This window comes from Hyphomicrobium sp. (assembly GCF_019753045.1).
GTDB lineage: Bacteria > Pseudomonadota > Alphaproteobacteria > Rhizobiales > Hyphomicrobiaceae > Hyphomicrobium_B.
This window is the reverse complement of record NZ_JAIELN010000002.1, coordinates 381,642-396,620: the sequence shown is the minus strand read 5'-3', so window position 1 is coordinate 396,620 and position 14,979 is coordinate 381,642. Positions and strand designations below refer to the sequence as shown.

Sequence of the window (14,979 nt, the reverse complement as noted above, 5' to 3'; positions counted from 1 at the left end):
CCCTTTACTCCCCAAGGCCATTCAGCAAGCCCAACGACGGCAATAGAAAGGCTGGAGTTCTCGCAGCGATACTAACTGGCGGACACCGCCCTGCTCGTGGCGCCATGCGCTTCCTCATCCGGCTTCGGACCTATCCGGGAAGCGCAAAATGCATTCGTTAACTTTTCTGACCGAGAGGTTACGCGCTTCTTCAATTCCAAGGGCGCGTAAAATGAATAGCGTTTATCCAATCGGGATGCTGACAGCCTCGGTTAAGCTCAGAGTAACGCATTGCAACGAAGATATTCCGGGGGGTTGATAAGCGTGCCCCGCGCGTTGATGAAACAATCATTTGCCCCCGATGAAATCTGCAAATCTCGAGGCCTTGATTATCGACGAGGGCACGGTCCTAGATGCCGGAAAGCTGCTGCGTATGCGCGGCTATCTCGATTTGGTCGGCTTTCGCGATATTATCGGCGAATTCGCGACCGCCATTGAACAACGCCTTCTGAATCTCCAATCGCTGGAGCTCTCACCGTCGCAAATTGAAGCGATCTGCCACGATCTCATTAATTTCACCGGCACGCTCGGAATGTGCCAGCTGATGTCGGCAGCGGAGAAATTGAGGGAATTCGCCCGGGATCACGCGCGGGCAGATATGCTTTCGGCGCAGGTAGAAATTAAGTACGCCGGCGAACGCGCCATGGCCGCGTTGAGGGCGTATATGGAGGCCGCCAGTGACTAAGCTGCGGCTTCATCGCGATCAATTGGCCGCCGTCGCCCGCGTCACGCCCTATGCAATGGCCGGCTATGGCGTCAATGTGGCGCTCGCCGCAGCGGCATTTTGGAACACCTTTCCGGCTCACCATCTTTTTCTTTGGCTCCTCTTCTCGTTCGCCGTTTGCGGCTTGGCAGGGGTGCGTTCGTTGCCTCGCACGGCCTCGAAGCAGCGCCATAATGCCGACACGACACGAAGCGCCCGGAATGCTCTTGTATTCGCAGTCCTACTTGCGCTCCCCTGGTCGTTCCTGGCAGCGGCATGGGCTGGCGCCGTAAGCGGGACCAGCGAGGCTATCCTCACAGCATTTGTCATCGGCATGGCTGCAAGCGGCAGCATTCTGCTCGCGCCGATCCCCGCGGCCGCACTCACCTACGCGGGGACCATCCTTGGCCCGCTCATTCTGAAACTGCTCATTCTCGGCGGCAGAGAAAATTTCGTCCTCTGCGCGCTCGCGGTGAGCTTTTTAGTTTTTCTGGTCGTGCTCATCATGACAAACGCTCGCATGTTCATGGAGCGGCTCAAGGTTCTGGAGCGGCTCAAAGTGTCCATTGCCGATGCGAAGGCCGCGAATGAGTCGGCGCAGCGCGCGACTTCGGCGAAGTCAGAATTCTTCGCGACGATGAGCCATGAAATCAGAACGCCGCTGAACAGCGTCATTGGCTATACGAGCCTCGTTCTGGCGCGACGCAGCCTCAATACTGAAGATGCGCGCGATCTGGAGATCGTGCGGGATGCGGGACGGTCGCTCCTCAACACCGTGAACGACATCCTCGACTTTTCCGCAATCGAAGCCGGGCGCATGAAGCTGGTGCTCGCCCCTACCCTGCTCCGTCCGATCATCGAGAGCTGCCTGTCGCTGATACAGGTCGACGCACGGGCGAAGGGGCTAATCTTGAGCGCTGAAGTCGACGGCGCTTTGGATGAGGTCGCAGTTTTGGCGGATGCACAGCGCGTCAGGCAGGTGCTCGTCAATCTCGTCGGCAATGCCGTAAAATTCACGGCGGTTGGCCGTGTCGATGTCCATGCCAAGTGGGTGAAGCGGTCGGCTGACGACGTCATCGTTCGCTTCGTCGTCAAAGATACCGGTCCTGGCATACCGGAAAAGTCGATACCGGAATTGTTCAACAGGTTCAGTCAGCTCGATGGAAGTTACGAGCGGCGCTTCGCAGGATCGGGCCTGGGGCTCGCCATCAGCAAGAGCATCGTCGTTGCCATGGACGGCCGGATCGGCGTCGACAGCGTGCTCGGCGACGGGTCGGCTTTTTGGTTTGAATTGCCGCTCGCCGTCAGCCGGTCACAGCCGTCAACCGAGCGGTCTGCGGATTCGAAGCCAGCTGGCCCCGGCGGCCTGAATGTTCTGGTGGTCGACGACATGGAGCCAAACAGACGGCTCACATCCACCGTGCTGAGACGTGCAGGACATCGCGCCGTGACGGCCGCGAGCGGCGCCGAAGCCATTCTGCTGGTGCAGTCGGAATCATTCGATGTCATCCTCATGGACATGCAGATGCCTGGGATGAACGGCCTCGCGGCGACGAAGGAAATCCGGAAGCTGCCGCCAAATCAAAGCCAAGTTCCGATCATCGCCATGACGGCGAACGTTCTCCCGAACGAAATCGCGAGCTGTTATGCGGCAGGCATGACGGCACACATCGGCAAGCCGTTCGAGATCGATGTGCTGCTTCACGCGATCGAAGCCGTGTGCGACGGAGCAGGAATTAGCACGCGTCATCGCGTTCCGGTCGCCGCATCGGGCGGAAGAAATCCTTTCTGATCGTCGTCCACGCAATAGCCGACGCGGGGCCGGCCTCACCGTTCGCCGGCGAGCCGCTTTCCAAACGTGGCATCTAGATCACAACCTGTTACACGCTGCGTCGGATTGTGAATTGTTTGTGACCACAATTTTCTGTATTGGCTGCCTCCTTCAGCGGGAAGAGCGTCGCTGCTTGAACGGTCGGCACAGCGGGAGCCGATACCGCCAAGCGTGAGGGTGACGTGTTCCTGTCAGCCCTGCCAGCGATGGCAGGGCTCTCTATTTTCTACGGCTCGCGCGCATGAAAAATCCCCGGATATCCGGGGCTTTTTCATCAATAGCCATATCCGTAGCCGCAGTAGCGCCGTCCGTAGCGCCAGTAGCAGTAGTAATCGTCGTCGTAATAGCCGTCATAGCCAAACGCGAAGAACGGGCCGCGTCTGAAATGGCCGTGATGGTCGTGATGACCTCCGTGTTCTCCACGGAAATTTCCGCCCATTGGACCGGCGCGGAATCCGTGCCCTTCGAAGCCACCGCCGCTCCAGCCGTGGGGGCCCATCCCGCCCATGCCCATGCCGCCATGTCCCATGCCACCACCGAAGCCGCCGCCTCCGTGACCCATTCCGCCCCCTCCCCCACCGCCTCCCATGAAGCCACCGCCTCCCATTCCCCCGCCTCCTCCGTGACCACCGCCTCCGCCGCCGCCACCGTGGGCATCGGCAGAAATGGAGAATGCCGTAACCGCAAGCGCCGCGGCAGCGACAGTCGCCAACTTACGCAATGTCTGCATTTGAGCTTTCCTCATTCTTGGAGGAGCTGAAACAGCTCCGATGAGGTGCAAACCTTCGCCACATCCGTTTGTTGCGCGGCGCGCGCTCGAATAACGTCGCACGCTGAGCAATCAGTCGCAGAGTTCAATCCGGTGGCCGCATTTCGAATCCGATGAGCGGCCGGCGCAGGCCGGAGAAGACTGAGAGACGATCGACGCTGCAGTCACGTCGTCATTTCACGATTTTCACTTTACGATTTTCGTATGGGGGATGCCAAACGAGAAGACGCCGGCTTCGGGGGGAAAGCCGGCGTCTTATGGGACGGCGCTATCGGGGGGAGTAGCGCCTAGACTACAATCTTGGGGGAGATTGTAGGTGGAAAACGACCACCGCGATCTCCGGTTCCCGCCTCGTACGCAAAATTTTTCCTGAGTCTCCAAGCATGAGAAGCGCCGCACCAGCGGGTTCGATTTTCCCGATCTGGGACAGCAAAGGTTCGTCTTGGCGGGAAGGAAACCGAAGGCTGCGCGCACGAGCGCATCGATTGCGTCTCGATAAAACTCTTGCTGAAGGATCGCGCATCGGCCAGCCCGTCATCGATCGTGAAGCAGTGAACCGCACCTCGACCGTTAAATTTCATTCGAGACGAAGTGTCGAATGGAAGCTTTGATCCCCTACCCCAAAGCCGCCGCTTCACAGCGCGCGTAGCCCGGTCGCTCGCGATGACACGCCAAAAATGCAGCACCTACTTCCCGTCGGTACTGTCTGCGTCCTTGAAGCGGCTGCCGTTGGCAATCCGGAGAACTCCAAAATCCTGCGATCGGGAATGGTCATCAACCGTACCTGTCGGCGCGCTGGTCAGCCCACGCTTCAACAATTCGCGCACCGCCGCGGCGCGGCTCGGCAGGCGGTATTTGTAGCGGAAGTCATCGACAGCTCTCAGTTCTTCCGGCTCAAGCATAATCTGGAGCCGTTCATCCCTATTTGCAGCTGCGCTCATGGCAAAATCTCCTCGGGCGCTTGTTTTCGCCGGCTCATAGTTAGTAACTCGCTCAATTTGAGCTACGGCCCGTGTTAACGAGGATCCCCCTAAAACCGTTCCCTACGTATGCTTACAATTTCACGACTGCACGGTAAGTTGCTGTTTTATCGGATTGATTAATCCCGGGAACGGCATGAAGTAGGTGTTTTCGGAGTTGACGGTATGACGTATTCCGGTTCGGCAAGCATGGTGGATACGAAGATATTCGGACATGTCCGCCCGCCGCGTGTGCTGCTTGTCGAAGACAACACGCTCGTCGCCCTTGATCTTGAAGACATCCTCAGGGGCTATGGTTGCCAGGTCATCGGACCGTCCGCGACGGTGCGAGATGCGCTCGAAGCTCTCGAGCGCGAAGAGATCGACATCGCCGTGGTCGATTATCTTCTGGAGGACGGGGAAGCGGCGCCGCTCGCGCGTTCCCTCGATGTCAAGGGCATCCCCTTCGCGATCTGCACGGGTGCAGGCGTAGCCGAACTCAGCTCGCTTTATCCGAATACGCCGATCCTCGCAAAGCCGTACAATCCCGACGACGTTTCGATTGTTGTGAACAGTCTCATTGCCAGCCGGCTTGCCGCCAGCTGAGTTAGCCTCGGTCCTAGCGAACCGAGGCAATGCATTCGCATCTCAATAAAAAGACTTCAGAAGCGGCGGACCCGCAAAAAGCGCTCTCGCCCGAGTTCGAATATCATCGGGCATTAACGCGCCGCACTCGAAGATGCAGTCGTTTCACATCTATCGGATGATGAAACTACGCGCCATGTCGAGCGTAACTCCATCAGCTAAACTGCTTGGTCTTTTTTTGCGTCGTCCGGCGCGCGCGACCAGTACCGCAACGTTCCAGGCCCGGCTTTTGCCGGAGCGTTGCGCGATGAAACTTAAAACAACTTTATCCGCGTGCTGACGTCAATTTCTGACGAGTCATGAGGTTTCTCCATGAATAAATTTAAGCGGATTGCGATGGCGGCTGTCGCGTCGCTGGCCGTCATTTCGATGGCACCGGTTGCGGAGGCTGCTCACGGAGGATTTGGGGGCGGCGGATTCCATGGAGGTTTCGGCGGAGGAGGTTTCCATGGAGGATTTGGTGGTGGCGGGTTCCGAGGCGGCGGCTTCCGCGGATTTGGCGGTCCTCGCTTCGGCGGTCGTGGGTTCGGATTCCGAGGTCCAGGCTTCCGCGGTCCGGGATTCGGATTCCGCGGTCCCGCAAGGTTCCATGGACGACCGTTCTTCGGTCGACGCTTCGTTGGTGCTGGCTTATGGTGGCCGTGGTGGTGGGGACCGGGGTGGGGATGGACAGGCGGTTACTATCCTTATTATGGCGGCGGTTATGGATTCTGCCGTCGCTGCAGCCGCTACTGCGGCGGCTACTGATTATTTGTTGTGTTGAATCGCGGGCCTGTGCCCACGCCTCAAGCTGGTGGGCACATGGCCTTTGAGCGAAGCTTGAGCGCCGATGACAAAAGGTTGGTAACGACCAGACGGATCAGCGTGGCCGACCGGGAACGCCAACTCTTGGCCAGGGTTTAACTTCCAAATCTTGGAGGCGACAATGGCTACCTCGCTGGAAATGCTTCAAGAGGAAGGCATCGAGCATGCGGCTATAGAGAAGCAGCCTTATGCGCCCAATGCGCAAGACTTCGAACACCACATCGACACCTATCGCGGCTTCCTCCGTGGAGTGATGCTTTTCGTGGCTCACGCCGCGGTCATTCTGATCGCGCTGGCATATTTCTTTGGTTGACCGAGGCATGGCGCAGAAGACCCCAACAGAAGTTAGACAGGGCAGTTCGCGAAGGACAAATTTTCGCGTTCTTATCTTGTCGACGCTGATCGCGGTTCTGGTTCTTGGTGGCTTTACACTTGCGTTCATTATGAAGACTCCTGCCCGGATGGAGGGAGTTACGACTAACGCACCGCAGGATCAGTCTGCGCACGTATCGCCATCGGAATCGAAGCCGCTTCCGAAATAACCGGCGCTTCAAGTCGTTGTTAACGAGTCGACGTGCGGAGCCCTTCCGGCGTCTATTGCCCTGCGCTTTTGAGAAAATTGCATCTTGAAATCGCGATCGTGATGTGGCGAAGCGGTCAACCGCAACGCGCAAAGCGCGCTGGCGCGCTCGTGAAATCGCAAGCAAAATCTAAAGATGTTGCATACATGCCGGAGGTATACCGATTTTTGAGGTACGCGTGCCTCCAAGCTGGGTGACCGCGAGGTCAAGTTGTAATATTCGTTGGCGGTTGCTACGAGACCGCGTACCCGCAGTACGTTCGCGGGGCTTTGCCTAGTTGGCCGGCATTGGTGCCGCCTACGCACGTTCGCACTGTGGCTGCTGCTCCTGTTGAGCGCGCGTCGTTATCCGCATCGATGATTGGGCGGGGGCTTTTCTCAAGTTGGATGTTGCATGCGACCTCAGTGGATTTTAGGCATTGCCGCCGCAGCTATCTTAGTGGTGGGCGGCACCCGATTGTCTCCCGCATATGCGGATGATGCGTGCCCCGAGGGCACGCTCGGCGTTTCAAGAACGATCGAGGTCGATACGACCGGCGGCCCTTGGATCGGCGCACCTCATGGCGATCCGAATTTCCTTGCTGCGGGCGAGGTCGTTCTCACATTCGACGACGGGCCCTCTCCGAAGGATACGCGGGCGATTCTCGCCGCCCTCGCGAAGGAATGCACCAAGGCAGTCTTCTTCATGGTCGGCGAAATGGTGGCCGTGCATTCGGAGATCGTCAAAGAAGTTGCGGACCAGGGACATACGATCGGGACGCACACCTGGTCTCATCCCAATCTCGCGCGGCTTGCGTTGCCTGAAGTCACGCATGAGGTCGAAGCGACGTTCGACATCGTTCAGAAGAACAGTCCGCAGCCGGTCGCGCCGTTCTTCCGCTATCCCTATCTTTCGAGCAGCAAGCTCGCCGAGGACTACTTCAAGAGCCGGAACATCGCGCAGTTTGCTGTCGACATCGATTCATCCGACTGGCGCATGCGTAGCTCCGCACCGGTCATCGCGAGGGTTATGGCGGGCCTCAAGGCGCGCGGTCGCGGCATCATCCTGATGCACGACATACACAAATGGACGGCTGACGCGGTGCCTGGGCTGCTCGCGAAACTGAAGGCGGGAGGCTACAAGGTCGTCCTGCTGAAGCCGAAAACCGCGCTTGAGCTCGTTGCGGACGTCACGCCGCCGGAGCCGCAGAAGAGCTCAGTCAAATCCGCATCGCGAAGGGTCAAACACCAGCGGACGTCTTCGCGCGGTAGAAAAGCGGTGCTTCTCGGCAAGAGGTCAGCGGCGATCCAATAGGGACTGCGCCGTGTAGCCGGATGCAAAATGCGAAGCGTGCTTATCGGCCGAGCCGATCCAGATAGAGTCACGGCGCCGACTGGTGAGCCGGCGCCGTGATTGAGAGACTTAAGCTGCCTTTGCGACGGCGCCAGCCGGTACTTCGGAGATCGTCTTCAGGATCTGCGAAGCGATCTGGTATGGGTCGCCCTGCGAGTTCGGACGGCGATCCTCGAGGTAACCCTTGTAGCCGTTGTTGACGAACGAGTGCGGCACGCGGATCGAAGCGCCACGATCTGCAACGCCGTAGCTGAATTTGTTCCACGGCGCCGTCTCGTGCTTGCCGGTCAGGCGCATATGGTTGTCCGGACCGTAAACCGCGATGTGTTCATCGATGTTCTTGTCGAAGGCCTTCATCAGGCTCTCGAAGTACTCCTTGCCGCCGACCGTACGCATGTACTCGGTCGAGAAGTTGGCGTGCATGCCCGAGCCGTTCCAGTCGGTGTCGCCGAGCGGCTTGCAGTGGAATTCGATGTCGATGCCGTACTTCTCCGTGAGGCGGAGCAGCAGGTAACGCGCGATCCACATTTCGTCAGCGGCCTTCTTGGAGCCCTTGCCGAAAATCTGGAATTCCCACTGGCCCTTCGCGACTTCGGCGTTGATGCCTTCGTGGTTGATGCCAGCGGCGAGGCAGAGATCGAGATGCTCTTCAACGATTTTGCGCGCGACGTCGCCGACGTTCTTGTAGCCGACGCCCGTATAGTACGGCCCCTGCGGAGCCGGATAGCCGGTCTCAGGGAAGCCGAGCGGACGGCCATTTTTGTAGAAGAAGTATTCCTGCTCGAAGCCGAACCAGGCGCCGCTATCATCGAGAATGGTTGCGCGCTTGTTCGAAGCATGAGGCGTCTTGCCGTCCGGCATCATGACTTCGCACATGACGAGCACGCCGTTCGTGCGAGCGGGATCGGGATAGTGAGCGACGGGCTTCAGAACGCAGTCGGAGCTGTGGCCCTCGGCCTGCATGGTCGAGCTGCCATCGAAACCCCAGAGCGGGAGATCAGCGAGATCAGGGAATGCACTGTATTCCTTGATCTGCGTCTTGCCACGCAGGTTCGGAACCGGCGTGTAACCATCGAGCCAGATGTACTCGAGCTTATACTTCGTCATTCTTTAGTGCTCCCTAAGTTTGACGTCTGAGAATTCCCTACTGCGTGCGCTGCCGCCGGCACGCTTGGCCGCGGGCGCCCGAAACGGCGGGGCGCGCCACGAATGCGCGAGAAGCTGCTTCAACCGAGGGGCCGTCCTGAAGCCGCCAGCGGGCAGCAACGGTCGATCGAGAAACGCTTGCGAACGCTCGCCCGGGGTAGAGGCTCTTGCTCTCAACCTGAGCCACGCCGGTCAGCATTCATTCTCCCTCATGTGATGCAGGTTCATTACGAAGCCTGGCGAGATGTGGCGGAACACGGCGGTTGCAAAGCGCGTTCACCACGGCACGGATGCTATCCAAAGACACAAAACCAAGCATGCCCATAATATGTGCAACTGCTGATTTTTATTGAGGCATCAGCATAATCAGGCGAAAATGGATGCCGAACCGGTTGCGCCGTGCGGCCGGTGAGGCTTGGAGAGACAAGAATGACCGAGATCCAGTATCGACAAACGGCAAAGATCTACCAATTCCCGAGAGGCGGACGTGCGTCCCTACACGGACAACGGCTCGTCAAGAAGGCTTCCGCAATCGTGCCCTACCGGCTCGCGCGACACGTCGAGTTTGGCAGCTGCTGGTATCACGAAGCGGCCATTGAAGAAGACGCCGAACTGGTGCGTTGGAGCTGAGCTCGAAGTTTGTAGGCGTCATGCGTAACGTGAATTCCATCGACTGCAGACACTGATCGATACCGCGGGAAAGGCGTTTTTGGCCCTTCCCCGCGCGGTGGGCGCTGATTGCCGCCCGGTCACCAAAACGGTTTATATTCTGGCCACTTCCAGCCCAACGGTTCTCTCGTAACTCCCCCTGCACTGCGAGAACCTGCGCGCGAAAAAATTCGGGCGCGTCGAAGCACAATGCATCGCGCCGGCCCTTCGCCTAATCCTCACGCACCGAAGATCGACCAGCCCATCCGGTGGGTAAGATGCTCGAGTGCAATCTGCCCCAGCCGCGAGTTGCCTGTCGTATCCAATCCGGGCGACCAGACGGCAATTGAGGCCTTGCCGGGAGCCACTGCCAGGATGCCGCCGCCTACCCCGCTCTTGCCCGGCAGGCCGACGCGGTAGGCGAATTCGCCCGATCCGTCGTAATGGCCGCAGGTCAGCATGAGAGCGTTAATCCGACGCGCCCTCTCTGGCTGCACAACTGCATGTCCGGTGGACGGATTGCTGCCAAATTGTGCAAGAAAGCGTCCGGCCATGGCCAATTGTCTGCAAGACATCGCGATGGCGCAGTGGTGAAAGTAGACCCCGAGCGTGAAGTCGACGGGGTTATCGAGGTGTCCGAAGGACTTCATGTAATTGGCGAGCGCGGCGTTGCGGAAGCCGGTGCGCTGCTCGGAGGCCGCCACCTGCTGATCGATTGTTATGGTCGAATCATCGGCCAGGAACTGCATGAACCTCAGGATTTCGCCCAGCGCCTCACGGGGCAAATGGCCGGAGAGGATCAGATCCGTCACGGCGATCGCGCCGGCATTGATAAAGGGGTTTCGCGGAATGCCCTTCTCGTTTTCGAGCTGGACGATAGAGTTGAAGGGGCTTCCTGACGGTTCGCGGCCGACCCGCTTCCAAAGCCTGTCGCCGACCTTTCCTAAAGCAAGCGTCAGCGTGAACACCTTCGAGATGCTTTGAATTGAAAACGGCGTATCGGCGTCGCCAGCGGCTGCGACGTTTCCTTCGGCGTCGATGACGGCGATGCCGAAGGCTTTTGGGTCAACGCGCGCCAATTCGGGAATGTAGGTTGCGACTTCTCCCCGTTCGGGCCTGCGCCGCATCTCGTCAGCGATTTCTTTGACGACATCGTCAAGCTTACTCACGGCATGCCTATCTCATGATTGCGATCCTCCCACGTACTAGCGGGCATTCACTCAATCACACAAGAAGGCGAAATTGCTTCCGGCTTTGATATTGGCTCTGCTTGGCTCGCAACGTGCGCCGGGCATTTCCTACGAGACGAGCAGATTGCATCGTTCGCGATGACGGAAGCGGACGTAGGTTGCTTGGCGCTATGGCAGTCAAAAGCGGCTTCAATGCACGCGTGAAATATGCGCAAGAACGTTGAATGTTGAAATCCGAGAAAACCGGCCAAAATAGCCGCTAAATCGCGTGCGTATCGGCGCCGAGATCGACGTCGGCGATTGCCGAATCGGAGCTGTTGTTTTAGGGTTTTTCTATTGTACGCTCCCGTACATTCATTAGATGATATTGTCTTGGCCCCGAAGCTTCCCACTTCGGGGCCTTTTTTAATTTTGCAATTTGAGTGCTCTTAAAAATCTCTTCACCGCTAGCTGTGTGAGCGCATCTTATCATTGAGATCTTTGGCCATCGTCAGATGATGCTCGAGTGTTGGCAACAATGCGACGGCAAAGGCCTTCACCTGAGGAGTCGGTCCGTTCGCGGCATAATCCTTGAACTTAGCGACCGCGTCCTCGTGAGCTTTCAGCTGATCATATGCGTAAGCGGAGTCGAAGCCTTCTTTGGTCGTGAAGAGGCGAAGCTTCGCGTATTTAGCTTCGTGCGTCATATCGAGTGCATTCTCGGGCGGTTCTATCTTGGCCTCGCCGAGCGCCTTCTTCAGGTCCTCCCCGGCCTTCGTATGATCGGTGATCATTTGATGCGCAAAGCTTTGCACCTCGGGTGACCTTCCGTATTTCAATGCAAGCTCGCTTGTGTCGATTTCGAATTTATTGCCGACCGTCGCGTTGGATACGAAGTCCCTGGTCTGACTTGGGTCATCCGCGGCGAGCACCGGCAACGCAAAGCCCATTGCGATGATTGTTAAAATTACTCTCATATCGATCTCTCCTATGGTCATTCGACCTGTGGGCTCGTAACCGCCGCCGCGCAGCCAGTGTTCCCGGTTTTGACGGATGTGTTCGTTATGCTTCGTCGCGCTGGCAGATGCTTCCCGGAGCGAGCGAACGGACAGGAACTTTTGGGGTTTCGGCTGTGTTTTATGGTCGGGTGGAAATTTGGTCTGGAGATCTGGGCCGTGGACCAATATTTGAACGAATTGCTTTTGCTGCTGTCCGTCATTGGGGCGCCCATAATTCTCGGGGCGCTGCTATTTTACGGCATTACGGTTTCAGAGCGGAGACACCACTCGGAACGGGATGATAGCCCATCGCACAGAGCCGCCATCGGCAATAAACGCCGGCAGGGGTGAGCCTGTTGTTTTTACCGAGTTACTAGGTTGTCCCTTACTGAGGCCCCGGTCATCGGAGCCTCAGTTGCGGGAAACTCAATTGGTCGCCTGAAATCGCCAGAAGGTTCCAGCCGCCGACTCCACCGCCAAAATGCTTTTCAAGCGTTTGTCCGGCGGACGGATTCCCAATGAGACGAGCGCTTTGACGTCGTCGAGCAAGGCGGGATTTTCCGCATAGCCCGAGTGGTTGAGGCCGAGCGCGTCCGTCGATACTGCCGTCACGTCGATGGTGTCGACGCCCGGAATGATCAACGGTCCGTCTTTTGGAATATCGCCAGCGCGCGGAACGCCGCCCCAGAACCGCGCCGAATAACCGAGAGCGCGATCGTTGGACGCCGCATAGAGCGTTACGCCCCTCGCAAAACTCGAAATCTCGCGGGCGATGATATTGAACTTATCGCGGTCGACGTCGGGCGCCGCGAGAATGACTTGGCTGATCACCACACCGTTTGGAATTTTGGGCTTCAGCCTTTCCAGCACACGCAGCAACAGCTCGTTACCCATCGAATGCGCTATGAGGCTGATGGATTTCGCGCCGCTCTTCTGAATGACCATCGTCAGAAATTCAGCGAGCCGCGGCTCCGCCTGTTCGACGCTGCCGCGATCATAGGTATAGCTCGCGACCTTGCCGCCAGAGGGCCAACTGTAGACGAACGGCACGCCGTCGAAGCCGAGGTCGTATGTGATCTGCGCGGTCCGATAGAGGGCGCAGTCGAAGGACGTGTTGAAGCCGTGCACGAAGACGAAGGCGTGATCCTTGAACGTCGAGGACTTCGCGAGCTGCTCTTTGACGAGCGCTAGCATCTGCTCTTCCGTGAGGCTCTTAATTTCCTGCAGCGTGAAATGCTTGTTCGGGTCCTCTTTCTCTTCGTAAATCTTGTATTTGAAATACGGGATCTCGTAGACCGTCGGCCGCTCGATATGCGGCACCTTATGGCTGAGAGGAACTGAGATAAGCGCGCGCCCTAATTGCAGTTTGTGACCCCGCTCCGATCCGAATTGCAGGCGGGCCGGATCAGGCTCGATAGCCCGATCGGTTCCATAGAAGACCGGAACGACTTTGAACTTCTTCGAAGGATCGCTCTCGATCGCAGCGCGTGCAGCGGCGGAAGGCGCTGCGGGCGGCGGCACAACGGCGGCCGGAGCGGGCGGAGGCGGCGGAGCCGGCATGGCAGCCGATGGCGCGGGCGGCTGCGCATAGCTCGCGCGGGGCTTAGGGGCTGGTGCTTCGGCGGAAGCCGCCGGAGGCTCCGGCGGTGCAGCGCCACCGGCCGGCTCGGACGGTTCCGGCGGCGGAGGCGGAGCAGCGCCGACCGCTTTAGGCTCAACCTCAGTCGGGGGCGCCGATTCTTTGGGTTCTTCCGCCGAAGGCGAAGGAGCACCAGCGCCGATCCGGCCTTCCCCGATAACGGACGGAATTTTCGGACCGGACCCTCCGTTGGCTTCATGCTCGAACGTCGAGCTGGAGCCGGGCTCCGCCTCGTCCTTTTTGTAGGCATCCGTCTGGGAGTCGGAGTCCCTGCTTCCTCCCATATCTTCGCTTTGTTGCTTCGCTTCGGGAGGCGGCGCCGCTTCCGGCGCTGCGGGCGCATTGGCTACCGGCGGCGGGGGAGGCTGCGCGCTTTCCTGGGCCTGGCTCGGCGGCTCCGCACGGTCCTTGCCGACTTTCGGAGCTTCGCTACAGGCTGCGAGCAATCCGCAGGCTGCGAGTATCGTCAACCCCAATCCCGTCCGGCGCACTGGTCTACGCCAGCCTTCAGCAACCCAAATCACGCTACCCTCCCCTAGGACGCGGCCCGGCCACAAGCTAGGCAGCTTACGGCCGCCAAGCAACCGGCTCTATGGCATGAGATTGTGACGGGGAAGAGCGTCGAATTCCCGGCTTGCGGGAAAGCGTCTTTCCTGCCCATCGTCTCCACCGATGAACGAACAGGATTCACCTTCGCAGCCATGCCCGTTACCGCCCTCCCAGCCCACAAAATTTCCGTCGCCGACTATGTCTCGGGGATCGCCAACGGCGACCGGGCGCTTCTCGCTCGCGCCATAACGCTTGTGGAAAGCTCAAACCCCGACCACGGCCGGCTCGCCCAGCAGGTGCTGCAGGAGCTACTGCCCAAAACCGGCAAGGCCGTGCGGCTCGGCATCACCGGCGTTCCCGGCGTCGGCAAGTCGACGACAATCGATCAGCTCGGGATGAACCTGCTTGCCGAAGGGCACCTGGTCGCCGTTCTCGCCATCGATCCGACTTCCAAACGCTCAGGCGGCTCGATCCTCGGCGACAAGACACGCATGAGTTCGCTCGCGCAGGAGAAGAATGCGTTCATCCGGCCATCGCCTTCGTCGGGCACGCTCGGCGGCGTGACGCGGCGCACGCGCGAGACCATGGCGCTCGTCGAAGCGGCAGGCTTCGATGTCGTCATCGTCGAGACGGTGGGCGTCGGTCAGTCCGAAGTCGCCGTCGCCGATATGGTGGATTTCTTCCTGGTGCTACTGCTTTCGGGCGGCGGCGACGATTTGCAAGGCATCAAGAAAGGCATCATCGAGCTTGCCGACATGATCGCCATCAACAAGGCGGACGGCGACAACATCAAGCGCGCCGAAAGCGCGGCGGCCGAATACAAAAATGCGCTGCAGATTTTCACGCCGCATGGCGCGACGTGGTTTCCGCCCGTTTTGACTGTATCCGGACGGGATAACCGTGGGCTGAAGGAGCTTTGGGCAAAGGTTCTCGACCACCGGAAGAAGATGACGGGGACAGGCGAATTTGAAACGCGCCGGCAATCTCAGGCCGTGTCCTGGATGCGCGATATGCTCGAAGACCGGCTCATGGGTGCGCTGAGGGCCAATCCGAGTGTCGCGGCAGAGCTTCCGAAGATCGAACAATCCGTTCGCGACGGCACGCTTCTTCCGACGCTCGCGGTAGAACGCATCATGACGATGATGGGGATCTGAGATCCCGGACAAT

13 protein-coding genes are annotated in these 14,979 nt (G+C 59.0%); 7 read left to right on the top strand and 6 right to left on the bottom strand.

Annotated elements, in window-relative coordinates:
• Positions 1-364: 364 nt before the first annotated feature.
• Together K2Q04_RS02310 and K2Q04_RS02305 are read left to right on the top strand one after the other, a co-directional pair.
• Positions 365-724, top strand: coding sequence for a hypothetical protein (locus K2Q04_RS02310; RefSeq protein ID WP_291158685.1), 360 nt, complete (start codon positions 365-367; stop codon positions 722-724).
• A complete protein-coding gene (locus tag K2Q04_RS02305) occupies positions 717-2,534 on the top strand; it encodes an ATP-binding protein (RefSeq protein WP_291158682.1) in 1,818 nt (605 codons plus the stop codon). Before K2Q04_RS02310 ends, K2Q04_RS02305 begins: the two co-directional genes overlap by 8 nt.
• Before the next feature lie 313 nt (positions 2,535-2,847).
• Here K2Q04_RS02305 and K2Q04_RS02300 read toward each other — a convergent pair whose 3' ends face one another.
• Together K2Q04_RS02300 and K2Q04_RS02295 are read right to left on the bottom strand one after the other, a co-directional pair.
• Positions 2,848-3,303, bottom strand: a complete 456-nt coding sequence (locus K2Q04_RS02300; RefSeq protein ID WP_291158680.1) for a hypothetical protein — start codon at positions 3,301-3,303, stop codon at positions 2,848-2,850.
• Positions 3,304-4,028: 725 nt separating this feature from the next.
• The gene (locus K2Q04_RS02295; RefSeq protein WP_291158678.1) at positions 4,029-4,283 is read right to left on the bottom strand and encodes a hypothetical protein; all 255 of its coding nucleotides are present in this window, start codon (positions 4,281-4,283) and stop codon (positions 4,029-4,031) included.
• Positions 4,284-4,487: 204 nt separating this feature from the next.
• On the opposite strand from K2Q04_RS02295, the gene K2Q04_RS02290 reads away from it, so the two are divergent.
• From K2Q04_RS02290 to K2Q04_RS02280, 3 genes are all read left to right on the top strand, one after another.
• Positions 4,488-4,907 carry a response regulator gene (locus tag K2Q04_RS02290; protein ID WP_291158676.1) on the top strand — a complete coding sequence of 140 codons (420 nt, stop codon included), beginning with the start codon at positions 4,488-4,490 and terminating at the stop codon, positions 4,905-4,907.
• A 964-nt stretch (positions 4,908-5,871) separates the two neighbouring features.
• The gene (locus K2Q04_RS02285) at positions 5,872-6,063 is read left to right on the top strand and encodes an aa3-type cytochrome c oxidase subunit IV (protein WP_291158674.1); all 192 of its coding nucleotides are present in this window, start codon (positions 5,872-5,874) and stop codon (positions 6,061-6,063) included.
• Between the two features lie 661 nt (positions 6,064-6,724).
• Complete coding sequence (locus K2Q04_RS02280) at positions 6,725-7,624, top strand: polysaccharide deacetylase family protein (RefSeq protein WP_291158671.1); 900 nt, start codon at positions 6,725-6,727, stop codon at positions 7,622-7,624.
• 108 nt (positions 7,625-7,732) lie between these two features.
• Here the strand turns inward: K2Q04_RS02280 and K2Q04_RS02275 are convergent, their stop codons facing one another.
• Positions 7,733-8,770 (bottom strand): glutamine synthetase beta-grasp domain-containing protein, encoded by a 1,038-nt coding sequence (locus tag K2Q04_RS02275; protein WP_291158669.1) that lies wholly within the window; start codon positions 8,768-8,770, stop codon positions 7,733-7,735.
• A gap of 468 nt (positions 8,771-9,238) precedes the next feature.
• On the opposite strand from K2Q04_RS02275, the gene K2Q04_RS02270 reads away from it, so the two are divergent.
• Positions 9,239-9,439: a DUF2735 domain-containing protein gene (locus tag K2Q04_RS02270; RefSeq protein WP_291158666.1), complete on the top strand. Its 201-nt coding sequence runs from the start codon at positions 9,239-9,241 to the stop codon at positions 9,437-9,439.
• Positions 9,440-9,696: 257 nt separating this feature from the next.
• Here K2Q04_RS02270 and K2Q04_RS02265 read toward each other — a convergent pair whose 3' ends face one another.
• From K2Q04_RS02265 to K2Q04_RS02255, 3 genes are all read right to left on the bottom strand, one after another.
• Positions 9,697-10,626 carry a glutaminase gene (locus tag K2Q04_RS02265; protein ID WP_291158663.1) on the bottom strand — a complete coding sequence of 310 codons (930 nt, stop codon included), beginning with the start codon at positions 10,624-10,626 and terminating at the stop codon, positions 9,697-9,699.
• A gap of 467 nt (positions 10,627-11,093) precedes the next feature.
• Entirely contained in the window at positions 11,094-11,603 is a 510-nt protein-coding gene (locus tag K2Q04_RS02260) for a DUF4142 domain-containing protein (protein ID WP_291158661.1), read from the bottom strand.
• Positions 11,604-12,050: 447 nt separating this feature from the next.
• On the bottom strand, positions 12,051-13,787 hold the full coding sequence (locus K2Q04_RS02255; protein WP_291158658.1) for an alpha/beta hydrolase: 1,737 nt from the start codon (positions 13,785-13,787) through the stop codon (positions 12,051-12,053).
• 177 nt (positions 13,788-13,964) lie between these two features.
• On the opposite strand from K2Q04_RS02255, the gene meaB reads away from it, so the two are divergent.
• Positions 13,965-14,966, top strand: a complete 1,002-nt coding sequence (gene meaB / locus K2Q04_RS02250; RefSeq protein ID WP_291159114.1) for a methylmalonyl Co-A mutase-associated GTPase MeaB — start codon at positions 13,965-13,967, stop codon at positions 14,964-14,966.
• The last annotated feature ends 13 nt before the right edge of the window (positions 14,967-14,979 follow it).